Source organism: Polyangiaceae bacterium (genome assembly GCA_020633235.1).
Classification (GTDB): Bacteria; Myxococcota_A; Polyangia; order Polyangiales; family Polyangiaceae; genus JACKEA01.
In genome coordinates, this window is record JACKEA010000001.1 from 1,947,835 (window position 1) to 1,969,310 (window position 21,476).

Here is a 21,476-nt window from a genome sequence, read left to right on the forward strand (position 1 = left end):
GGGGCCGGAGCGACCGGACAGGCTATGTCCGGGGGTCGGTGTGACGGGCGCGAGACGGTGGTATGGAGGCCGTCGGGGTCATGAAGCTCGTCCACGCCGCCGATCTACACCTGGACAGTCCGCTGTCCGGCCTGGAGCGCTACGAGGGCGCGCCCGTGGAGCGCATTCGCGGGGCCACGCGGCGTGCGCTGTCGAACTTGGTCCAGCTGTGTCTGGAAGAGGACGCGAAGCTCCTGCTCTTGGCCGGAGATCTCTACGACGGCAGCTGGAAGGACTACTCCACCGGCCTGTTCTTCTCGCAGCAGATGGCCCGGCTCGCTCGCGAGGGCTGCCGCGTCGCCTGGATTCGCGGCAATCACGACGCCGCCAGCCAGATCACGCAGCATTTGGTGCTTCCCGAAGGCGTCACCGAGCTGCCTTTCAAGAAGCCGGGGACCGTGCGCTACGAGGATCTCGGCATTGCCGTGCATGGTCAGGGCTTCAAGACGCGAGAAGTGACCGAGCGGCTGGCCGAAAGCTATCCGGAGCCCGAGCCCGGGGCGTTGAACATCGGTCTGTTGCACACCTCCCTCAGCGGCCGTCCCGGACACGCGCCCTACGCGCCGTGCACGGCGGACATGCTTTCCCATCGCGGCTACGACTACTGGGCGCTCGGGCACGTCCACGCCCGGGAGGTGGTGAGCGAACGTCCGTTCATCGTGTTCCCCGGAAACCTGCAAGGCCGGCACGCTCGGGAGACCGGCGACAAGGGCGCCACCGTCGTCAGCGTGGACGGGCGGCGGGTCGCGGGCATCGAGCACCGCGCCCTGGACGTGGTGCGCTGGGGCCGGCTGGAAGTGAACGCGGCGGAGTGCGCATCGCTGGATGACGTGTTGGAGCGGGTGGGAGAGGCGCTGGCGGAGGCACGGGACGACGCCGAGGGGCGGCTCTTGTGTGTGCGTTTGGAGATCACCGGGGCGTCCCGGGCGCACGCCGAGCTCGAGCGCGATCCGGAGGCGCTCCGCGCCAACGTGTTGTCCATCGCCGGGGACGTGGGCGCGCGGGAGCTGTGGGTCGAGAAGGTGCGGGTGGAGACCCGGCCGCCTTCGGACTTGTCCCTCGGGGAGGACGTGGTGGGGCAGGTCGCGCGGGCGTTTGCTGCACTGCAAGGCGACGACGCCGCCGTGGCGGAGCTCGCGGAAGAGCTCGCGCCCCTGTTGCAGAAGCTGCCGGCAGAGCTCAAAAGCGCCGCGGACGGCAGGCGACACGACGATCCGAACGCCGTGACACAGGCGTTGGCCGACGCCGAACGCATGGTGCTCACGCTGCTCACGTCCGGAGGTCGTTCGTGAAGCTCGCAGTGCTCAGGCTGGCGTCCTTCGGTCCCTTCAGCGAGGTAGAGCTCGACTTCTCCGGAGGAGAGCCCGCGCTGCACGTCGTCTTCGGCCCCAACGAAGCGGGCAAGAGCACGGCACTCCGCGCGATCTCCGACCTGTTGTTCGGCATTCCCGAGAGGACTCGCGATGCCCACACGCACGCGGCGCTGCGCATCGGCGCGCGGCTGATCGCTCAGGACGGGCGCGAGATCGACATTGCTCGGCGCAAAGGGCGCAAGAATACGCTCTTGGACGCGTCCGGGGATCCATTGCCCGAAGAAGTGCTGCTGCCTTTCCTCGGCGGCGTGGGGGCGCAGGGGTTCAAGCTCGGTTTCGGCCTGGACGCGGCGCGACTGCGACAGGGGGCGGAGGCGCTGCTCGCCGGGGACGGCGCCGTGGGCCAGATCTTGTTCGACGCGGCCACCGGTGGGGCCAGCGTGGAGCGCGTGATGGGCGAGCTCCGGCGGCAGGCGGACGAGCTCTTCAAGCCCCGCGCCAAGAACCCCCGCATCAACGCTGCCATCGCGGAGTACAAGGCGGCGAAGGACAAGCTTCGCGATCGCGTTCACCTGCCCGAGGCCTGGGAGCGGCAGCAAGCAGCCCTCGCTCGAGCGCGGGCGGAGCGCGCGGAGTTGGAGGGCGCGCAGGGCGAGCTCGGACGGGAGCGACTCAAGCTGGAGCGGGCGAAGCTGGCGTTGCCGCAGCTCGCCCGGCATCGAGAGGCGCGCGTCGCACTGGAGGCGTTGGGACCGGTGCCGGTACTCGACCGGGGCGCCCGCGAGGAGCGGGAACGCCTCTCGACCCAGCTCGCGGAGGTGCGCTCCGCGCTCGCACAGCTCGAGCCGCGCATCACGGATCTGAAGCAGAGAAGCGGCCAGGTCGTGGTTCCGGCGGCGCTCGTCGAGATCGACGCCGCGCGGATTTTCGAGCTTTCGCAGCGGCTCGGCAGCCAACGCAAGGCGCGAGCGGATCTGCCCAAGGTGCGGGCGCAGCTGGACGAGCAAACGCGCCAGGCGGAGGCCATCGCGGCGCGCTTGGGAGCGGACGTCGCGGAGGCGAAGCAGCGCTTTCGGCTGACGACGGCGCAGAGCGCTCGCATCCAAGAGCTGTGCACCCAGCAGCCGGCGGACCCCGGGGAGCTCCAAGCGGAGGTCGAAGCGCGCGCCGCTCGCCACGCCGCGGCCCAAGAGCGAGTCGCAGAGCTGCCCCCCGGGGAGGACACGTCGGAGCTCGCTCGCGTCGTCGAAGGCGCGCGGAAGCTCGAGAGCGCCGCCGAGCGCCGCGGGGAGCACGAGCGCGCACTCGCAAAGATCGCGCAGAAGGCGGGGCGCCTGCTTGCGTCGCATGCGCCGTACGTCGGGGATCTCGCGGGCGTGCTCTCGCTGGCGCTGCCCCCGGAGGAGACCATCGACCGCTTCGCGGAAGAGCACCAAACGCTCGCCCGCGAGCGCGAGCAGGTCGCCCAAGAGCAGCGGGACGTCGCTCAGCGCACGCGGGATGCGGTCGAGGCACTGGAGACGTTGGTGCGCCAGGCGGAGGTGCCAACCCTGGAAGAGCTGGCTCACGCGCGCGCGCGGCGCGACGCCGGCTGGCACATCGTCAAGCAAGGTCTGCTGGGAGGAGCCGTCGACAAAGACGCAAGGGCCTTCGATCCGGAGCGCGCACTGCCGGATGCGTTCGAGGACGCTCAAACGCGGGCCGACACCGTCGCGGATCGCCTGCGCCGCGAGGCCACGGACGTCGCCCGGCGCGCGCAGCTGGAAGCCGAGCGGAGCCGCTTGGACGTGGAGCGCGAAGAGCTGGAAGCGCGCGCGGCGGCGCAGCAAAGCGCCGCCGCGGACTTCGAGCGCCGCTGGCACGCGGCGTGGAAGGCGTCGGGGCTCACCCCGCTCACGCCCACGGAAATGCGTGGCTTTGCCAAGCGTCACGCCGAGCTGTGCGAGCTCGCAGAACGTCACGCGGAGATCGCGGCAGAGCGAGACGCGCTGACGCGGGAAGAAGCGGAGCGCGTGGCGGAGCTTTCGGCGCTGCTGGGTGCCGGCGGTTCCCTCGCGGAGCTGATCCGGCGCGCGGAGCTCCGGCTCGAGCAGGCGCTAGAGGTCGATCGCGAGCGCGAACGGCGCGCGCAAGCGCAGCAGGCCGCGGCGGAGGAGCTCTCCACCGCGCGTCAGCGCGCAGAGCGTCAGCGCGCGGAGCGTGAAGAGTGGCGCCGGAGCTTCGGCGACGCCGTCGCGCCGCTGGGGTTTTCCGCCGACAGCTCGCCCAGGGAGGTGCTGGCGGTGCTCTCGGAGGCGCGGGACCTCTTCGCGAAGCTGGAGCAAGCGGAGTCGGAGGGCGCACGCATCGCGGGCATCGAGCGGGACGCGCGCGAGTTCGAGGCCGACGTGCACGCGCTCGTCGCCACGGCGGCACCGGAGCTCGCGGAGCTACCGCCGGAAGCGGCGGCGGATCGCCTGGTGGCGGCCCATCGCGAGGCGCTCACCGCGCGCGACGCCCAGGAGCAGCGGGCGCGGGAGCTGAGCGAGAAGGAAGACGAGCTCGGCGCGCTGCGCGCGCGGGAGCAAGGGCTGTCCGCGGCGCTCGCGGAGCTCTGCCGTCGCGCCGGGGCAGGGAGCTTGGACGAGCTTCGTGAGATGGAGGAGCGCGCGGAGCAGCGAGCCAAGCTCCTGGAAGAGCGCCAAGGCATCGAGCGGGCGCTGACGGAAGCATCCGACGGCCTCACGGTGGCGGAGCTCGAGCGGGAGCTCGCGGGCGTGTCGCGGGACGACGCCAAGCTGCGCCTTCCGGAGATCGAGCGGGAGCTCGAGGAGCTGGACGAAAAGCGCGAGGCGCTGCTCGGTCACATCGCCACGTTGGAGCAGGCGCTACTGCGCTTCGAGTCCACGGAAGGAGAGGAAGCGGCGCTCGAGCTCGAAGCGAAGGCCGCGGCGGTGCAGGCGGACGTCGAGCGTTGGGTGCGGCTGCACCTCGCCACCGCCGTGCTCTCCCGGGAGATCGAGCGCTACCGGCAAGAGAACCAAGGGCCGGTGCTCGAGCGCGCCAGCGCGATCTACTCGCGCCTGACGCACGGCCGCTACGTGGGGCTCACGGCGGAAGTGGGCAGCGGGGATCGCGTGGTGCTCCACGCCCGGCGCGCCGACGAAAAGCCGGTGGAGCTCGACGGCTTGAGCGACGGCGCCCGCGATCAGCTGTACCTCGCGCTGCGCCTGGCCACGCTGGAACGTCACGCGCAGACGGCGGAGCCCCTGCCGCTGGTGCTCGACGACGTGCTCGCGAGCTTCGACGAGGAGCGCACCGCGGCGGCGCTATCCGTGCTGGCGGACGTGGCGCAGACCACGCAAGTGCTGCTCTTCACGCACCACGCCCACTTGGTGGAGCAGGCCAAGAGCGTCCTTGGCAAGGCGCAGCTCCGGGTGCACGAGCTTCGACGCACGGGGCCGGGGCCCGAGCTTCGCGCCTCGAGCTGACGCGCGCTGCAGAGCCGCCGCGCTGTTTCCGCGGCGGAGCGACAAGCTAACGCTGGTCGGGCTTCTCGCGAGCCAAGAGCTCGTCGATGCGCACGCCGTCGATGACCAAGCCCTCGATGTTCGCGTCCTCTATCACGACACCGGAGAGATCCACGTTCTCGAGCTTGGAGCCGGACAGGTTCGCGTCCGAGACCTGCACGCCGGAGAGGTTCGCGTTTTCGATGCGAGCGGCGGAGAGATCCACGTCCGAGAGCCGGGCGCCGGCGAGGGACACGTTGTCGAGCTTGGCCCGCGGGGCGTTGGCATCCGACAGTGACAGATCACTGGCCTCGATGTTGTCGAGCGTTGCGCCGGCGAGGTTCGCGTCCGAAAGCGTGCTCTTTTGCAGATCGATGTTGGTGAGCCGCGAGCCCTTCGCGTTGGCGTCATCCACGACGACGCCTTCGAGCGTCACGTCGTGGAGCTTGGCGCCGGCGAAGGTCGCATCTTCCACCACCGCGGCCTCGGCACTGACGTCCTCGAAGCGCGCGTCCTTCAAGCGGGTGCGCACGAAGTGAGCGCCGGACAGATCTTCGTCCTCGAAGCGCGCGGCGTCCTTGTTCTTCTTCTTGGCCACGGGATGTTGGGGCTCTCGCGCGCCCCGAGCTGGGGCGCGCGAAAGCGGCGGGCTCAGCCGGCGGCCTTGGCAGCGCCGAGGGCGGCGTCGTAGTTGGGCTCGTTGACGATGTCCTCCACGTACTCCACGTGCTTGACGACGTCGTCCTTGCCGATGACGAACACGGCGCGGACCTCGAGACCCTTGGAGGGCGCGAAGGTGCCGAAGGCCGTGCCGAAGTTCCGGTCCTTGTAGTCGCTGGCGGCGATGATCTTGTCGCTGCCGGTGGCGCCGCACCAACGCTTCTGGGCGAAGGGTAGGTCCATGCTGACGACGTAGACCTTCACGTCACCCAGCTTTTCCGCCTCCTTGTTGAAGCGGCGCATTTCCGTGTCGCACACCGGAGTGTCGAGCGACGGCACGGCGCAGATGATCCGCGTCTGCCCCGCCATGTCCTTACCGGTAATGGCGCTCATGTCGGTGCCCACGATGCTGAAGTCCGTGGGGGCCTTGTCCCCGACTTTGATCTCGGGACCGAGCACGTCCGTGGGCGCGCCCTTCCACTTCACGGCGCCCTTGCGCAATTCTGCCATGACGATTCCTCCTCGTTGAGCGCGGAAGATGTGACCCTGGGGTAGGGGCGTCAAGCGGGGGCGGGACCGGATGCCTGCGGGCGCCATCCGCGGAGGGCCAGCTCTACGAGGTCGAGGCGATCCTGCCCCCAGTACAGATCGTCGCCGACGGCGAAGGTCGGCGCGCCGCACACGCCGCGGCGCTGGGCCTCGCTGGTGTTGTCGCGCAGCGCCTGTTTCACCTCGGCGCTCGATGCGCGATCGACCAGCGCCGGCGCGTCGTTCAGGATCCGGCGCAGCACGTCGGAGTCGGAGACGTCTTGGTCCTCCGCCCACACGGCGCGAAACAGCCGACGGCTCACCTCCGCGATGTGCGGGCCGGCCGCGAGGGCCACGCGCAGCGCCAGCACGCTCCGCAGCGGGAACGTGGACGGAAAGCGGAACGGGATGTCGAAGCGTTCGGCGAAGCGCTCGAGGTCGCGGCGGAGGTAGCGCTGCTTGGCGCTGGGAAACGAGAACAGGGGCACGTCCGGTGTGCCGATCTCGCGGAACAGGGCGCCGAGCAGCATCGGGCGCCAGCGGACGCTGGCGCCCGTGCGAGCGGCGACCGCGTCGATGCGCAGCGCGCCGAGGTAGGCGAAGGGACTCGAGAAGTCGTAGAAGATCTCGACCTCGCCGGGCGGCGTGCCCAGCGCGGGCGGCGAGAAAGCGAGCACGCTCGCCGTCTCGCCCAGCGCGCGCGCCACGAAATCGAGGCGGTCCTGTCCCCAGTACAGCTCGTTCTCGACGAACAGCGCGGGCGCGCCGAACACGCCGCGGCGGAGCGCTTCGTCGGTGCGCTCTCGGAGCTCTTGCTTCACTTCTGGAGCTTCGGCGCGCCGCAAGAGCAAGCTGGCGTCGAAGCCGGCGGCGGCCAGGGCCTCGGCGATCACCGCGGGGTCGGCGAGATCACGCCCTTCGGCCCAGTACGCCGCGAAGAGGGCCTTGCTCGCTCGCGGCACGTCGCCGCTGGCGAGGGTGGCGCGGAGCGCGGTGACGGTACGATTCGGATGCGTCTTCGGCATGCGGAGCGGCACGCCCCAGAGCTCCGCCCAACGCAACATGTCGAGCCCGTTGTGGAGCGCTCGCGCGGGAACCAGCGTGGTGGCTTCGCTCGGCGTCCCGTCGAGGGCGCGAAACAGCCCGCCGAGCAGGAACGGTCGATACGAAAGCTCGGCGCCGGTCTTTTCTGCGAGCTCTTGGATGCGCGTCGACGCGAGGTAGGCGTAGGGGCACGAGTAGTCGAAGTAGAAGTCGAGCTTCACGGGGCCATCTTGCACCAGGTCGAGCGTGACGGGGCGCGCTTCCGCGGAGGCGGTGACTCACGGCGCGAGGGCGAGGTCTCCTACCAGGCTGTTGTCGAGCAGGGGGACCGGCGAGGCCTGGTCGAAGTAGTCGCGCGGAACGGAAAGGGTGAAGGCGCTCCGGAGCGGCGTCGTGTCGCTGATGGGCCGCGCACTCGCTCGGTCGTACTTGAACAGCACGCGAATCGGACGGCCGCGGAACGTCGCCGGTTGTCGCACTTCGAAGGTCGCCAGGGGCGCGACGCCGTCGTCCTGGCCCTCCGCACTGTCGTCGTGCCACGCAAAGTTGGGATCGTAGGCCGTCAAGAGCGCGGTGACAGCAACGAGGTCGGCGTGCGGCGTGGCCGTGGGCTTGGCGGAGCTGATGGACTCTGGCGCGCTGCTCTCGTGGGGCGCACGGTCCGAGGGCGGCGGGGCGGAGCGGGCGCAGCCGGCGAGGAACAAGACCAGCAACGGCACACGGAAGCCTCGGCAGCTCGGCATGCGACGAGCCGTAGGGTGACGAAGAGCGCGGCGTCAAGGCAAGCGATGTGTCCTTGACCGTCCGTCTCCGCGCCCATGCCCGTCTCCGTGCCCGCGCGATGCTCGGGCCAACGCGGTCGCGGCGCGACGGGGATCGCGCCGGACCGACAACATCATGGAGCTAAAGAGACCCTTCCAAGACTTCGATCTTCGGATTCTGCGCTCGGGCATCGTGTGCCAAGCGCTCGGCTTCGGCGGACTTGCCCTGGGCCTTGCGCACGCGGGCGGCGGTCCACAGGATGTCGGCGCGGCGGAGCGGCGTGGCGAGGGCGCGATCGACGTTCGTGGCGGCGGCCTCCAGATTGCCGGCCTCGAGCTCGGCCTTCGCAAGGGCTGCGTAGCTCACGGCGTTGGGTCGCAGCTTGGCGTTGTCGGTCAACAGCTCGACCGCGCGCTTGGCGTCGCCCGCGGAGAGGAACAGCTCGGCGGCGTGCCAGGCCATCGCCTCGGGGTACTTGCGGATGAGCTTGGCGTAGCGCTTCTTGGCCTGAGCGAGGAGCTCGTCGGCTTCGGCGTGTTGGCCCTTCTTTTCCAGGATGCGGGAGAGGGCGCCGAGGAACTCGGGATCGTTCGTGAGGGCGATGACCTTGCGGTAGTGCTTCTCCGCCGCGGCGGTCTTGCCGACGACGCCTTCGAGCTCGGCCAGGTGCTCGAGCGCCATGGGATAGCTCGGCAGGCGCTCGACGGCGGCGCGGTAGAAGGCCTCGGCGCGATCGAAACGGCCGGTGTGGAGATAGAACAGACCGCGCTGCACGTTCAGCCAAGCGATGGGCAGGGGAGAAACGTCGCGGAACAGCGTCTCTGCGCAGGCGAAGGCTTGCTCTGCCTCGGTCACGTTGCCGAGATCCTGCTCGAGGTGCGCGAGCTTCACCAAGCTGCCAAAGGTCGGGTGCCGCTCGGCCAGGGCGCGGATCTCGGGGATGCTCTCGTCGTACTGACCCAGGTTGTAGCGGAGATCCGCGAGGGTGGCGCGGGACGCGCTATCAGGGCGAAGCTCGTGAGCCTTCTCGGCGAGCGTGAGGGCTTCGTCGAAACGATGCATCGTCGACAAGGTGGACGAGGCCAGGGCGAGCAGCGACGGATCGCGAGGAGACTTCGCGAGGGCAGCTTCGATGTCGTCGAGGCCAGCCGAGATCTCGCCGAGGTCGCCGTGGAGCTTACCGCGGGCGACGCGAGGACCAGCGTATAGAAGCGCTGCGGCGCTCGAGCCCGGGTTCTTCTTCCACACCTTGGAGCCGGCGCTGACGCGGGCGTCGAGATTGCCGAGGAAGATCTTCGCGTCGGTGGTGGGCAGCTCCGCCTGGGTGCGGGGGCGGAGCAGCACCGTTTCCGGTGTGACGCGGGGCTTCTGCGTGCGAACCGGAGCCGTCGTGGTCTTGGTTTTCGGCTCGTCGTGGGGGCTCGCGCAGGCCACGGCGAGGGCGGCAAAGAGCAGGGTGCGTTTCATGGCGCCTTTCGGGGCGAGCGGCCGCCGCGGTGCACGGAGGAGCACCGCGGCAGCCTCTCTTTGGGGGTGGGGTCAGTGCGGGGCTGCGAGATAGGGAAAGGCGTCGCTGAAGGCGACGTCGTTCTGATCGATGGCGTCCGTGACCGTGGTGGTGCCGCTGGCGTCCACCAGGCTCTGCAACGTCTTGTCCATCACGTCTTCGTCGAGGGTGCGCCCGCCGCACTTGTTCGGAACTTGAAGCTCCAGTGCCAGGTACGCTCCGTCGCAGTCGTCGATGGAGATGTCGATCATGAGCTGATCGTTGGCGATCACGCCGGCCAGTACGCTGCGTTGAGAGGCCAACAGGCCGTTCGTCGCGTCACCGTCCAGACCATCCACCGCCGCGAGGGATGCCTCGATGTCGGAGGCATAGGTCGTGGCCCAGCTCGATTCCGGCGCCTTGTTGTAGGCGTCCTTCTTGTCGCTGGGGATGAGGGCGGTGTTGATGCCCGGGCGACCCATGCGGTCGACCTGACCCACGGCCAGGCCGCCGCCGCTGCCCGCGGCGCCGGCCATGCCGCCGGTGCCCGCCATGCCGCCGCCACCGGAGCCGGCGCTGCCGCCTCCGGTGCCGCCGGTGGAGCTTCCGGCCGCGCCGCCGGTGCCGCCGCTGCCGGAGCCACCGCCGCTGCCGGGGCTCTTCGTGTCGTCGTCGCTTCCGCACCCGCCGAGGGCCAGCGCCAAGGCGGAGAGGGCGAACAGTGCTTTCGCGTGCTTCATGCGCTCTCCTCAGATCCCGGTGCGGGTGGTGGCGGCGTGAACGGCGAGCTTCGTGGTGCCGTTGAACACCGAGTTCTTCACGTCCACCACGATGGACAGCACGTTGGCGCCGGCGAGAAAGTCGGTGCCTTGGTTGTCGGTGAGGAGCCCCACCTGAGTGGGATCCGCCTGCACCTTCTTGAACGCCTCCAGATCGAAGAAGAACGGATCGTCGCGAAGCCCTGCGAACAAGCGCATGTCGTCGTTCGCTGCATCGCCGGCGTTCACCGCGCCCACGTCGGTGGTTGCGGTGACGCTTCCGGGTCCGGTGCACGTCACCTTCTGCGGCGTGCCGGTGTCGGCGGTGCACTTGATGTTCATCTTCTTGGTCGCGTCCGCCGCGTCCTCGATCCGAAACTCGTAGTCGACCTTGTCGGAGAAGCGGCTCTGCTGATCCGCCAGCGGAAACACCGTCATCACGAACACGGTTCGCTTGGTGGCTCCGGCTGCCGGATCCTTGCTTCGGAAGACGAACAGATCGTTGATGTCGGCCGCCGGGTCGGCCTCGGCGCCGGGGGCGTCGAGGTGGTCGGCAGCGTTGCTACTCCTGCCGACGAGCAACAAGCCCGCGGCGACGAACACGGGTACGCCTAGGGCGAGTCCCCATTTCCTGCGCATGCATCCCTCCATTGGGTGGAGCGGCGGATGAGATTCCGCACGCACGCGGTGAGGTACGAGGGGCCCGACGGCTCGGATCGGAGCCGGTCAGGAATTCTTCACGTTGACCGCACCCAGCCCCGGGATCTCGATGCCCGTGACCACGACCGTGGCAAGGAGCAACGGCGAGTCCTCGTCCACCGTGAAGGCGTGGGCGCTGCCGGCGGGCATCTCGTGGATGTCCCCGGGGCGGTAGTGCCGACCTTCCGAGTCCGTGTAGCTGCCTTCCAGCAGCAACACGCGCTCGTCCCCCAAATGCTCGTGGTGTGGGAACGGCATCCCAGCGGGGAGGCGCACGAAACCTGCATCTGCCGTGGCCACGCGGGGACCGCCTTCCAGATGAAAGAGCGAGCTGCCGGGCAGCGGGCCGGCAGTCCAGGTCGCCGGGTCGGCAATCTCCGTCAGCAGCTCACGAATGCGCTCCGCGCCCAGGTCGAAGAGCTCGGATAGGCGCCGCTCGAACGGTGCGAAGCGCTCCCTGCTGCTGCTGCTGGAGGCCAGGAGCCGTGCGCGCAGACCGACGGGCAGCGGGGTAGTCTCTGCGGCGGTCGCGACCAGCGCGAGGGCTTCCCGAAGCTCTTCGGGGGCGTCTTCCAGGGCCTCGAGCGCGAACTCCGGGACGTCGCGGTCGTTTGCCATCTCAGCCTTCCTCCCCCAGCGCCGCCCGCAGCTTGGAGAGCGCGGCTGCCACTCGGGATTTGACGGTCCCCACCGGCGCGCCCACGCGCGCGGCGATTTCCGTCGACGACAGGCCCTCGAAGTAGCCGAGGAGCAGCACGTGTTGCTGCTCTTGGGGCAGGGCGAGGAGCGCGCGCCGCAGGCGTGCGCAGTCGGGGGCCAGAGAATGGTCGCCGTCCACGGCTGCCTTGGGACGCTCCGGGAGTGCCTCGGTTCGGCTGACGGCGGCGGATTTTTTGTGGTCGAGGGCGCGACTGCGCGCGCGCAAGAGAAGCCAAGTGCGGACGCCCCCACGTCCGGGGTCGTAGGTTTCGGCGCGCCGCCAAGCTTCCAGGAATACGTCGTGGACCAGATCTTCGGCTTCGGCGGCGGAGCCGACGATGCGGCGCACGAGGGCGAACACCAGCGGCGCATGGCGGTCGTACAGCGCCGCCAGGGCGGCACGGTCGCCGCGCGTCAAGCGCGCTACGAGCTCCGCGTCGCTCTCCACGAGGCGAACGTACCAGGGGGCCGGACCCTTCGCCAGTCCGAGACAAAGCTGCACGACGCGGATACGACGGGGCCCGGGGAGTGGATCGCTGCTATTTTCGCGGCCCCATGCTTCCGGACGAGGTGAGCGTCATGCTGGGCTTGGACGAGCCCGACGACCCCGAGCACGTGCGAGCGCGCGTCGCCCGCGCGCTGGGTGTTCGAGAAGCGGAGCTGCCGCCGCTGACGGTGAAGAAGCGGAGCATCGACGCGCGCCGTGGTCGCGTGCGTTTCCGATTGCTGGTGGGGCTCGAGGGCGAGCCTGAGGAGCTTTCGCCGGAGCTGCCCCGGGAGGTATCGGGCCCCGCTGAGGTGGTGATCGTCGGCGACGGCCCAGCCGGCATGTTCGCGGCCTACGAGCTGGCGCGCCGCGGCGTGGCGAGCGTGGTGCTGGATCGCGGCAAGCAGGTTCGGCCACGGCGCAAGGATCTGCGTGGGCTCACTCAGCTCGGCGTGGTGGATCCCGACAGCAACTACTGTTTCGGCGAAGGCGGCGCCGGAACCTACAGCGACGGCAAGCTCTACACGCGGGCCCACAAGCGCGGCAACGTCCGGGACGTGCTGGAGGTGCTCGCGCTGCACGGCGCGCCGCCATCCATCTTGGTGGACGCGCGCCCGCACATCGGTAGCAACCGCTTGCCGTTGGTGGTGACGGCCCTTCGCGAACGGCTGGAGGGCGTCGGCGTGCGCTTTCGGTTCGAGGCGCGGGTCACGGAGTTGCTCTTGGACCAGCGCCGCGTTGCAGGCGTGCGGCTTGCGGATGGCAGCGAAATCCCGGCGCGCCAGGTGGTGATCGCCACGGGTCACTCCGCGCGGGACGTGTTCATGCTCTTGGACCGCGCTGGGGTGGAGCTCGAAGCCAAGGCCTTCGCCATGGGCGTGCGCATCGAGCATCCGCAGCCGCTCATCAATCGCATCCAGTACGGCGCAGCGGCGGGGCATCCCAAGCTCCCCGCGGCGGCGTATCAGTTGGCGGACCACGGAGTGTTCTCCTTTTGCATGTGCCCCGGCGGCTTCGTGGTGCCCGCGTCCACGGAACCCGAGGGTCTGGTCGTGAATGGCATGAGCCTCTCTCGTCGCGACTCTCCCTTCGCGAACTCCGGCCTCGTGGTGTCGGTGGAGCTCGAAGACCTCGAGGGCACCGGTCCACTGGCGGGGGTGGAGCTGCAGCGTCGGCTGGAGCAGGCGGCGCTCCTGGCGGGGGGCGGGAGGCTCCGCGCTCCGGCCACCCGCGCCACGGATTTCGTCGCGGGGCGCGGGTCGAGCACGGTGCCCAAATCCAGCTACGTGCCCGGCATCGTGGCCACGGACGTCGCCGAGGTGCTGGGCCCGCGGATCTCGAATCGCCTGCGCCAAGCGCTGAGCGGCTTCGATCGCCGCATGCGCGGCTACCTGACGGACGAGGCAGTGCTCATCGGCGTGGAGTCGCGCACCAGCTCGCCCGTGCGGGTGCCTCGAGATCCGGAGACGCTGGAGTCGCCGAGCGTCGAAGGGCTGTATCCGGCGGGAGAGGGCGCCGGCTATGCGGGCGGCATCGTGAGCGCTGCCGTGGATGGCATGCGCGTGGCCCGATCCATCCTTCAGAAACGCGTCGCCATGCGGTGCAGCACGCCGATGAACGCGTAGGTGCCGTGCACGATGCCGAGCTCGTCGGGGCTGTCGAGCACGGTGGAGAAGGTGAACAGGCCATCCAAGTTCTTGTCGAAGCTGCACAGCACCACCGGGCCGGCGCGCGTCACGTTCTTGGGGCGTCCGGGCGTGACCACGTACTCGAGCATGGCGCCGCCCTTGAACTTCAGAGCGCCTCCGAAGTCGTACACGTAGCCGACGCGGTTGTAGACGGCGAAGGGTGGCTCGATGATCGCGCGGCTCACCTCTTCGTACAGATGGATGTCCCGCGGCGCGTCCACATAGAACGGATGGGTGTTGATGAACGCCGCTCCGTGGAGCACGGGGGCGAGCAGCGTCACGTCGAGATCCGCCGCGTGATAGGTGGAGCGGCGGCCGCCATCGCTCAAGTGGATCTCGGAGACGTCGTGGCTCGCCCGCTGGGGCATCTCTTGACGATCGAAGGGGTAAACGGCCCGTACCCCGGTCTGCACGTCCAAGAAGGGGAGGCTCGCCCGCCAGCCGATGTAGGGCTGGGTGAAGCTGTTGGTCGTGAGCCAGTGGGCATCCAGGCCCACGAAGGACCAGAAGGGCGCGCCGTAGCCCAGCGTCAGCCGCGGCCGGAGGTAGATGAAGCCGGCGTCGGTGGCGAGGGAGACGAAGGGCGTGGCGCGGCTCGACTGCCAGGGGGACAGCCGTGGCAATCGGTTTTCAGCGGGCGTGGGCGCCGCTGCGTTCGCAGCCAGCGCGACGCACAGCGTCGCCAGGGTGGTGGCGGATAGCGGGATCCCCTTCAAGAAAGCTCGGCCTCAGCCGAAAGCTCATATCATCCAACGCTGTCATGGGGGAAAGAGTCGGCGTCTTCCACCGCCACCACCTCTCCAGAGAGCTCCCCCGAGCTCAGGACCAGCTCGGTGATCTCGGCGGGCGCTCCCAGTCGCATGGGCGGTCCCCAATAGCCCGTCCCGTTGCTCACCCACACCAGCGTCCTTTCGAAGGTCTCGAAGCCGCTGACGACGGGTTGCTGCAGTCGGACCAACCAGTTCCAGGGCCACATCTGGCCGCCGTGGGTGTGACCGGACAGCATCAGGCCCACGCCCTGGTCTTTGGCTTCGAAGACGGCTCGAGGCTGGTGCGCGAGCAGCACGAGCTCGCGAGCGGGGTCTCGACCGAGGACGGCCTTGGGCAGATCTGCGCCGTGCCCGCGGCCGAAGCGATGGGCGCTCGAGTCGTCCACCCCGGCCAGATCGAAGCTGGCGTCGTCGTTTCCGAGGGTCACGCGCTCGTTGCGCAGCACCCGCACGCCGAGGCGGGTGAGCTCGTCGCACCAGTCTTCGGCGCCCGAGTAGTACTCGTGGTTGCCGGTCACGAAGTAAACACCGTGGCGAGCGCGCAGGCCGGTCAACGGCGCGACGTGCTCTCGAAGCTGTTCGACGGAGCCGTCCACCAAATCTCCGGTGATCACGATGGCGTCCGGTTCGAGGGCGTTGGTGGTGGCGACCACGCGTTCGATGAAGTCTCGCAGGATGGTCGGACCCACGTGGATGTCGCTGAGCTGCACGAGCTTGAAGCCATCCAGAGCCTTGGGCAGGCGTGGGAGTCGAACCTTTGCGCGCCGCACCGTCAGCCGGGTGAGTCCTTGGTGCGTGGCGACGGCGCCGAGCGACGTCGCGACCAGGGCGACGCCGGCGCCGAACATGCGGGAGACCGCCAGGCGCCGCGCGGGGTCTACCGGGTCACCGTTCTGCAACAGGCGCGCGAACAGGCGACCGACGTCACCGATGCCGAGCAGCACCACGGTGAAGAACATCAGCCCCATCCAGCCGAACATGCCGAGCAGCAGCGGCCGCATGTTCTCCAGTGGCCGCATGCGATAGAGCCAGAGGGTGAGGGGGATGCTGGCGCAGAGCAGGATCACCAGCGCCGTCAGCAGCCGAAAGGCCAGGGGCGGTAGCCCCGGATCCCGGACCAGGCGCGCCCAGATGTAGTAGTGGAGCCCGGCCGTCAGCGAGAGCGCGACGCCGAAGAATACGAAGAACGACGCGCTGCGCGACACGGCACATTCTTATGGAGCCCACGGCCGAGCCGGCAAGGGCTTCCGTTTTGTCCTAGACATACTATGAACAGGACATGCGTCTGGCCGTGGTGGGTACCGGCATTTCCGGTTTGGTTTCCGCGCACTTGCTCGCGGCCGACCACGACGTCGTGGTGTTCGAGCAGGCGGACACCATAGGAGGGCACACCCACACCGTGACCGTCCCCGGTGGCGCGCGGGTGGACACCGGGTTCATCGTCTTCAACGAGTGGACCTACCCGAGCTTCGTGCGACTGCTCGAGCGGCTGGGCGTGGCGTCCCAGCCGTCGAACATGAGCTTCGGTGTGCGGGACGAAGCGCGGGATCTCGAGTACTCCGCCACCAGCTTGAGCGCGCTGTTCGCGACGCGGCGGAACTGGGTGCGACCCCAGCACTACCGCATGCTGCTCGATCTCTTCCGCTTCTCGCGCCGCGCACCGCAGGTGCTGCACGATGACGGTGACGACCTTTCGCTCGGGGAGTTTCTGGAACGGGAAGGCTTCGGCAAGGAGCTCGTCGAGCACTTCGTGATCCCGATGAGCGCTGCGATCTGGTCGGCGGATCGTCGCGAGGTGCTCGCTGGTCCGGCCCGCTTCTTCGTCCGGTTCTTCGTGAACCACGGCATGCTGAACTTGGTGCACCAGCCGACGTGGCGTGTCGTGTGCGGTGGCTCTGCCAGCTACCTCGGGCCGCTGACGGCGCCATTCCGCGATCGCATTCGGGTCGGGACACCCGTTACCGCGGCGCGGCGACAAGATCAGGGAGTGGAGCTCACGCTCCGAGGCGGGGGGCGGGAGCGCTTCGACGAGGTGATCCTCGCCTGCCACAGCGACCAGGCTCTGGCCTTGCTCGCGGATGCCACGGATGCCGAGCGCGAGGTGTTGGGTGCCATTCGCTACCAGCAGAACGACACCGTGCTGCACACCGACGTGAGCGTCTTGCCGAGGCGAAAGCAGGCCTGGGCCGCCTGGAACTACCACCTCACGGGGCGCGAAGGCGGGCCCGTTGCGGTGACTTACAACATGAACCTGCTTCAGGGCCTCAGCGAGCCCGAGACCTACTGCGTGACGCTGAATCCCAATCGCCCCATCGATCCGGCGCGGGTGATTCGTCGTATCCGTTACCACCATCCCGTGTTCACCCGACAGGCCGTCGCAGCGCAGAAGCAGTTCGAACGCATCAGCGGCGTACGGCGCACCCACTTTGCCGGCGCCTACTGGTACAACGGCTTTCACGAAGATGGGGTCCGGAGCGCGCTGCGTGTGGCGCGGCGCTTCGGAAGGTGGCTTTCGTGATGCATAGCGCGCTCTACCGAGGAACCGTGCGGCACCGCCGCAAAGAACCCGTGGGCCACGCGCTCTCCTACCAGATCCACATGGTGTACCTGGATCTCGACGAGCTGCCGGCGGTGCTGGCCCAGCACCCCGCCTGGTCGAGCACGCGGCCGGCGCTGGCGTGGTTCAGGCGCGCGGATCACTTCGGTGACCCTCGCCAGACGCTGTCCCACTCGGTTCGCGCGCTGGTGGCGGAGCGGACCGGCGTTTCGCTCTCCGGGCCCATCCGCCTTCTGACCCATCTGCGTTACTTCGGTCTGGTGTTCAACCCGGTGAGCTTCTTCTACTGCTTCGACGAAGCAGGGCAGGAGCTGCGCGCGGTGGTGGCGGAGGTGAGCAATACGCCCTGGGGCGAGCGGCACCTGTACGTGGTCGGCGGCAGCGGCGCCAAGATCCGCGAGCGGTTTCCCAAGGCGTTTCATGTCTCGCCCTTCATGCCCATGGATCAGACCTACGACTGGGCCTTCACACGGCCGGGCTCCGGGCTCGTGGTGCACATGCGGAACTTGCAAGGTGGTCGCGAGATGTTCGACGCCACGCTCTCGCTGCGCCGCGAGCCCCTCACGCGCGCCAGCATGAGCCGGGCGCTCTTCGGCCACCCACCGATGACCGCCAAGATCCTGCTGGCCATCTACGGGAACGCGTTTCGACTTTGGCACAAGCGGGTGCCGTTCTTCGAGCACCCGAAGAGGAGCGTGTCATGAGAGATTCGATCGCGATCGAACCCGCGCTCGGACCTTCCGCCGACCTCGGGCATCGTCTGGCTCGCCAGTTCGTGCTGCGTCTCGGCGCGCACATCCGCCACGGCCGTATCGTGGTTCGCGATCCTCTCGGTACCGTGGAGTTCGGGCGCGAAACGGAGGAGCTGCCGCTGTCGGTGAACGTCACCGTGCACGATCTCCGGCTCTGGTCCGTGTTGGCGCTGTCCGGGTCCATCGGGGCGGGGGAGGCCTGGGTCGAAGAGCTGTACGACACCGGCGATCTGGTTGGCCTGGTTCGTATCCTGGTGCGCAATCGCGCCGCCATGCAGCGCCTGGATGGACCGCTCTCGCAGCTGACGCAGCCGCTGCATCGCGCCTTCCACAAGTTGCGCCGGAACACGCCGGGCGGGGCGCGGGAAAACATCGCCGCGCACTACGACCTCGGCAACGCGCTCTACGCGACGTTCTTGGATGAGACGATGAGTTATTCGGCGGGCATTTTCGAGACGCCGGAGAGCTCGCTTTTCGATGCCAGCCGCGCGAAGAACGAGCGCGTGTGCGACAAGCTCGGGCTCGGGCCGAGCGATCACGTGCTCGAGATCGGCAGCGGCTGGGGCGGCCTCGCCTTGCACATGGCGAGCCGCTACGGCTGCCGGGTCACCACCGTAACCCTGAGCCAAGAGCAGCGCGCCTTCGTGGAGAAGAAGATCGCAGACCAGGGGCTGTCGTCCCGCGTGTCCGTGGAGCTTCGGGACTATCGCAGCGTTCAGGGCCGCTTCGACAAGATCGTCAGCATCGAGATGATCGAGGCGGTCGGCCACGAATATCTCCCGGTCTTCTTCGAGAAGCTGGGGGCGCTGCTTCAGCCGGACGGCGTCGCCGTGTTGCAGTCCATCACCATTCGGGATCAACAGTTCGATGCGAGCAAGAATGCCGTCGACTTCATCAAGCGGTACATCTTCCCCGGCAGCTGCATCCCGAGCATTACGGCCTTGCTCGGCGCCGCGACGCGCGCGAGCGATCTCACTCTCACGCACCTGGAAGACATCACCCCGCACTACGCGCTGACCCTGCGGCACTGGCGGGAGCGCTTTGTCGCCAACGCCGGCGAGGTCGAACGCCTGGGCTATGACCGCTCGTTCCGGCGCCTGTGGGAGTTCTATCTGGCATACTGCGAAGCAGGATTTCGCGAGCGCTACATCGGCGACGTTCAGCTCGTGTTCGCGAAGCCCGGCTTCGGTCTCGGTGCTTGATGCCGGCGTGGCTCGACTTCGTCCTGTTCCAAGGCGTGTGGTTCGCGGCCGTGCTGGGTGCCGCCCGCGGCGCTGCCTTCGCAGGACCCTTGGCGGCGATCGGCTACGTCGCCCTGCGCCTCGCCAGCAAGACTCCCGCCCGCCGCGTGCTCGTTCTGGGCGGAAGCGGTGCGCTCCTCGGCTTCGGCGTGGACGGGGCGTTGCGCTCCGCCGGGTGGGTCCACTACGCGGCCGCTCCTGGGCCGACCTGGCTGGCGCCGCCGTGGATCCTCGGCTTGTGGGTCGCGTTCGCGCTCACCTTCGCGGGCTCCCTGTCATGGCTCACCCGCCGCCCCCTCGCGTCCGTGCTGCTTGGTGCCGTGGGCGGACCCGTGGCGTTTTGGTCCGGTGAGCGCCTGGGTGCGCTTTCTCTGAATGCGTCCACGCTTTGGGTGCTGAGCGGCGCCTGGGCTCTCGCCACGCCCCTGCTCGCCCGCGTCGCTCTACGTTCTTCGGAAGCCGCATGAGTTTGTCGCTGCACCTCGGAATCGGCGCGGCCGCCATGAGCCTGGTGATGCTGATCCTGCTCGTCGTGGAGCGCGTCCGTCGCGATGCGAGCCACGTGGACGTCGCGTGGGCGGCCGGCATCGGCGCGCTGGCGGTGTTCTACGGCGTCACCAGCGGCGCCGCGCTGGAGCGCCGGGTGCTGCTCTCCGCCATGGCCCTCGTCTGGTCGCTTCGCCTCGCGGGACACTTGCTCTTCGATCGAGTGCTGGGAAGACCCGAGGATGGTCGCTACCGAGCGCTTCGAAGGAAGTGGGGCGAGCGCGCGGGATTGGGCTTCTTCTTCGTGTTCCAGGTGCAGGCGCTCTTGAGCGTCGGCTTCTCGCTGCCCATCGCGGTCGCCATCGACAGCCCTGCGCCCGCGCCCCGCGTCTGGGAGTGGCTGGCGCTCTCGGTCACACTGCTCTCCGTGGTGGGGGAGAGCATCGCCGATCGCCAGCTGGCGCGCTTCCGCGCGCGCCGCGAATCGCGCGGCAAGACCTGTCGTGAAGGCCTGTGGCGCTACTCGCGTCACCCGAACTACTTCTTCGAGTGGCTCGGCTGGTGGGCGTGGGTGCTGGCCGCCGTGGGCAGCCCGCTGTTCTTGCTGAGCCTTTCCGGCCCGCTCTTCATGCTCGTGTTCCTGTTCAAGATCACCGGCATCCCGGCAACGGAAGAGCAAGCCCTCCGCAGCCGCGGGGACGACTACCGGCGCTATCAACGCACCACGAGCATGTTCGTGCCGTGGTTTCCAAAGAAGGGAGACACCGCATGGAGCTCGCGCTGACCAGCGCCATCGAGCTGACGGAACGCGGCCTGGCGCCGGACGTCGTGATTCGCGTGGGCATTCGCAGGCTGCTGGCCCAGCGGCTGGCCAGCGAGCGCCGAGGCGGCGTGGAGGCGCAGCACGAGCGGCTGCGTGCTCTGATTGCAGAGCTCCGCGAGAGCCCCGTCGCGCTCGAGACGGAGCGCGCCAATCAGCAGCACTACGAGGTCCCCGCGGCCTTCTTTCGCGAGGTGCTCGGGCCGCACCTGAAGTACAGCTCCGCGTGGTGGGGACCGGACCAGCGGGACTTGGCGGGCGCCGAGGCCGCCATGCTGCGCATCACGGCGGAGCGTGCGGAGATCGCCGACGGCATGCAGGTGTTGGATCTCGGCTGCGGCTGGGGCTCACTCTCCCTGTGGCTGGCGGAGCGCTTCCCGAACGCGCGGATCGTCGGCATCTCGAACTCGTCCTCCCAGCGGCGCTTCATCCTGGAGACGGCCACGACGCGGGGCCTCACCAATCTGGAGGTGGAGACCCAAGACGTGAACCAACTCGCGCTGGACCGCTCGTTCGATCGCGTCGTCAGCGTCGAGATGTTGGAGCACGTGCGCAACTACGACCAGCTCTTCGCTCGGATTGCCGGCGCTCTCGTGCCGGGCGGCAAGCTCTTCGCGCACGTGTTCTGCCATCGACAGCTCGCCTATCCCTTCGAGGCGGACGGGGCGGACAACTGGATGGGACGACACTTCTTCTCCGGAGGGCTGATGCCGTCGGCGGATCTGTTCCTCCACTTCCAGACGCACGTGGTGCTGGAGGACCAGTGGCTGATCGGTGGTGTGCACTATGCACGCACCGCCCGGGCGTGGCTCGAACGCTTGGACGCCCGGCGCGACGCAGTGCGCCGGGTGTTCGAGGCGTGCTACGGCCCGGGCGAAGCCGAGCGCTGGATCCAACGCTGGCGGGTCTTCTTCATGGCGTGTGAGGAACTGTGGGGATACCGCGAGGGTCAAGAGTGGGGGGTCTGCCACTACCGCTTCGTTCGCCGTTGAGGCGCGTGCTACGCTTCGCGGCGTGACAGCGTGGATGATCAGGCCGGCGGCGGTCCTGGTGCTGGGCACGTGCGTGGCGTGCGGCGGCACCAGCAACGACGTGGCGGGCGCCGGCGGCAGCGCCTGGCTCGGCCGTTAAGCGGCGGCAGCGCGGGCAGCGGCCTCGGGGGCAGCCCAGCGGCGGGAGCGGGGGCAGCTTCATCGACG

20 protein-coding genes are annotated in these 21,476 nt (G+C 68.9%); 9 read left to right on the forward strand and 11 right to left on the reverse strand.

Going from position 1 to position 21,476, the window contains the following annotated elements:
- Nucleotides 1–80: 80 nt before the first annotated feature.
- Both H6717_08610 and H6717_08615 read left to right on the forward strand, forming a co-directional pair.
- Entirely contained in the window at nucleotides 81–1,331 is a 1,251-nt protein-coding gene (locus H6717_08610; protein ID MCB9577073.1) for a DNA repair exonuclease, read from the forward strand.
- On the forward strand, nucleotides 1,328–4,822 hold the full coding sequence (locus H6717_08615) for an AAA family ATPase (protein ID MCB9577074.1): 3,495 nt from the start codon (nucleotides 1,328–1,330) through the stop codon (nucleotides 4,820–4,822). Before H6717_08610 ends, H6717_08615 begins: the two co-directional genes overlap by 4 nt.
- A 46-nt stretch (nucleotides 4,823–4,868) precedes the next feature.
- Here the strand turns inward: H6717_08615 and H6717_08620 are convergent, their stop codons facing one another.
- The 9 genes from H6717_08620 to H6717_08660 form a co-directional block, all read right to left on the reverse strand.
- Entirely contained in the window at nucleotides 4,869–5,438 is a 570-nt protein-coding gene (locus H6717_08620; protein ID MCB9577075.1) for a pentapeptide repeat-containing protein, read from the reverse strand.
- Nucleotides 5,439–5,491: 53 nt separating this feature from the next.
- Nucleotides 5,492–6,010, reverse strand: a complete 519-nt coding sequence (gene tpx / locus H6717_08625; protein ID MCB9577076.1) for a thiol peroxidase — start codon at nucleotides 6,008–6,010, stop codon at nucleotides 5,492–5,494.
- A gap of 50 nt (nucleotides 6,011–6,060) precedes the next feature.
- Nucleotides 6,061–7,293 (reverse strand): 2-hydroxychromene-2-carboxylate isomerase, encoded by a 1,233-nt coding sequence (locus H6717_08630; protein MCB9577077.1) that lies wholly within the window; start codon nucleotides 7,291–7,293, stop codon nucleotides 6,061–6,063.
- A 57-nt stretch (nucleotides 7,294–7,350) separates the two neighbouring features.
- A complete protein-coding gene (locus tag H6717_08635) occupies nucleotides 7,351–7,815 on the reverse strand; it encodes a hypothetical protein (GenBank protein MCB9577078.1) in 465 nt (154 codons plus the stop codon).
- 160 nt (nucleotides 7,816–7,975) lie between these two features.
- Nucleotides 7,976–9,301 (reverse strand): tetratricopeptide repeat protein, encoded by a 1,326-nt coding sequence (locus H6717_08640; GenBank protein ID MCB9577079.1) that lies wholly within the window; start codon nucleotides 9,299–9,301, stop codon nucleotides 7,976–7,978.
- A gap of 72 nt (nucleotides 9,302–9,373) precedes the next feature.
- Nucleotides 9,374–10,060, reverse strand: a complete 687-nt coding sequence (locus H6717_08645; GenBank protein ID MCB9577080.1) for a DUF4331 family protein — start codon at nucleotides 10,058–10,060, stop codon at nucleotides 9,374–9,376.
- 9 nt (nucleotides 10,061–10,069) lie between these two features.
- On the reverse strand, nucleotides 10,070–10,717 hold the full coding sequence (locus H6717_08650; protein MCB9577081.1) for a DUF4331 family protein: 648 nt from the start codon (nucleotides 10,715–10,717) through the stop codon (nucleotides 10,070–10,072).
- Between the two features lie 87 nt (nucleotides 10,718–10,804).
- The gene (locus H6717_08655; GenBank protein MCB9577082.1) at nucleotides 10,805–11,395 is read right to left on the reverse strand and encodes a cupin domain-containing protein; all 591 of its coding nucleotides are present in this window, start codon (nucleotides 11,393–11,395) and stop codon (nucleotides 10,805–10,807) included.
- Between the two features lies 1 nt (nucleotide 11,396).
- Entirely contained in the window at nucleotides 11,397–11,978 is a 582-nt protein-coding gene (locus tag H6717_08660) for a sigma-70 family RNA polymerase sigma factor (protein MCB9577083.1), read from the reverse strand.
- A 53-nt stretch (nucleotides 11,979–12,031) separates the two neighbouring features.
- On the opposite strand from H6717_08660, the gene H6717_08665 reads away from it, so the two are divergent.
- Entirely contained in the window at nucleotides 12,032–13,588 is a 1,557-nt protein-coding gene (locus H6717_08665) for an FAD-dependent oxidoreductase (protein ID MCB9577084.1), read from the forward strand.
- Here the strand turns inward: H6717_08665 and H6717_08670 are convergent.
- Both H6717_08670 and H6717_08675 read right to left on the reverse strand, forming a co-directional pair.
- The gene (locus H6717_08670; protein MCB9577085.1) at nucleotides 13,543–14,367 is read right to left on the reverse strand and encodes a hypothetical protein; all 825 of its coding nucleotides are present in this window, start codon (nucleotides 14,365–14,367) and stop codon (nucleotides 13,543–13,545) included. The two genes, H6717_08665 and H6717_08670, sit on opposite strands and share 46 nt — an antisense overlap.
- A gap of 29 nt (nucleotides 14,368–14,396) precedes the next feature.
- Nucleotides 14,397–15,626 (reverse strand): metallophosphoesterase, encoded by a 1,230-nt coding sequence (locus tag H6717_08675; protein MCB9577086.1) that lies wholly within the window; start codon nucleotides 15,624–15,626, stop codon nucleotides 14,397–14,399.
- Between the two features lie 74 nt (nucleotides 15,627–15,700).
- Between H6717_08675 and H6717_08680 the strand changes: the two genes are divergently transcribed.
- Genes H6717_08680 through H6717_08705 form a run of 6 tightly spaced genes read left to right on the forward strand, consistent with a single transcriptional unit; the run spans nucleotide 15,701 to nucleotide 21,269 of the window.
- Nucleotides 15,701–16,939 carry an FAD-dependent oxidoreductase gene (locus H6717_08680; GenBank protein ID MCB9577087.1) on the forward strand — a complete coding sequence of 413 codons (1,239 nt, stop codon included), beginning with the start codon at nucleotides 15,701–15,703 and terminating at the stop codon, nucleotides 16,937–16,939.
- Complete coding sequence (locus H6717_08685) at nucleotides 16,939–17,682, forward strand: DUF1365 domain-containing protein (GenBank protein MCB9577088.1); 744 nt, start codon at nucleotides 16,939–16,941, stop codon at nucleotides 17,680–17,682. The genes H6717_08680 and H6717_08685 overlap by 1 nt, the downstream gene beginning before the upstream one ends.
- The gene (locus H6717_08690; protein ID MCB9577089.1) at nucleotides 17,679–18,932 is read left to right on the forward strand and encodes a class I SAM-dependent methyltransferase; all 1,254 of its coding nucleotides are present in this window, start codon (nucleotides 17,679–17,681) and stop codon (nucleotides 18,930–18,932) included. The genes H6717_08685 and H6717_08690 overlap by 4 nt, the downstream gene beginning before the upstream one ends.
- Nucleotides 18,932–19,438 (forward strand): DUF2878 domain-containing protein, encoded by a 507-nt coding sequence (locus tag H6717_08695; protein MCB9577090.1) that lies wholly within the window; start codon nucleotides 18,932–18,934, stop codon nucleotides 19,436–19,438. The genes H6717_08690 and H6717_08695 overlap by 1 nt, the downstream gene beginning before the upstream one ends.
- Nucleotides 19,435–20,241 carry a DUF1295 domain-containing protein gene (locus H6717_08700; protein MCB9577091.1) on the forward strand — a complete coding sequence of 269 codons (807 nt, stop codon included), beginning with the start codon at nucleotides 19,435–19,437 and terminating at the stop codon, nucleotides 20,239–20,241. The genes H6717_08695 and H6717_08700 overlap by 4 nt, the downstream gene beginning before the upstream one ends.
- Nucleotides 20,226–21,269 carry a class I SAM-dependent methyltransferase gene (locus H6717_08705; GenBank protein ID MCB9577092.1) on the forward strand — a complete coding sequence of 348 codons (1,044 nt, stop codon included), beginning with the start codon at nucleotides 20,226–20,228 and terminating at the stop codon, nucleotides 21,267–21,269. Before H6717_08700 ends, H6717_08705 begins: the two co-directional genes overlap by 16 nt.
- The last annotated feature ends 207 nt before the right edge of the window (nucleotides 21,270–21,476 follow it).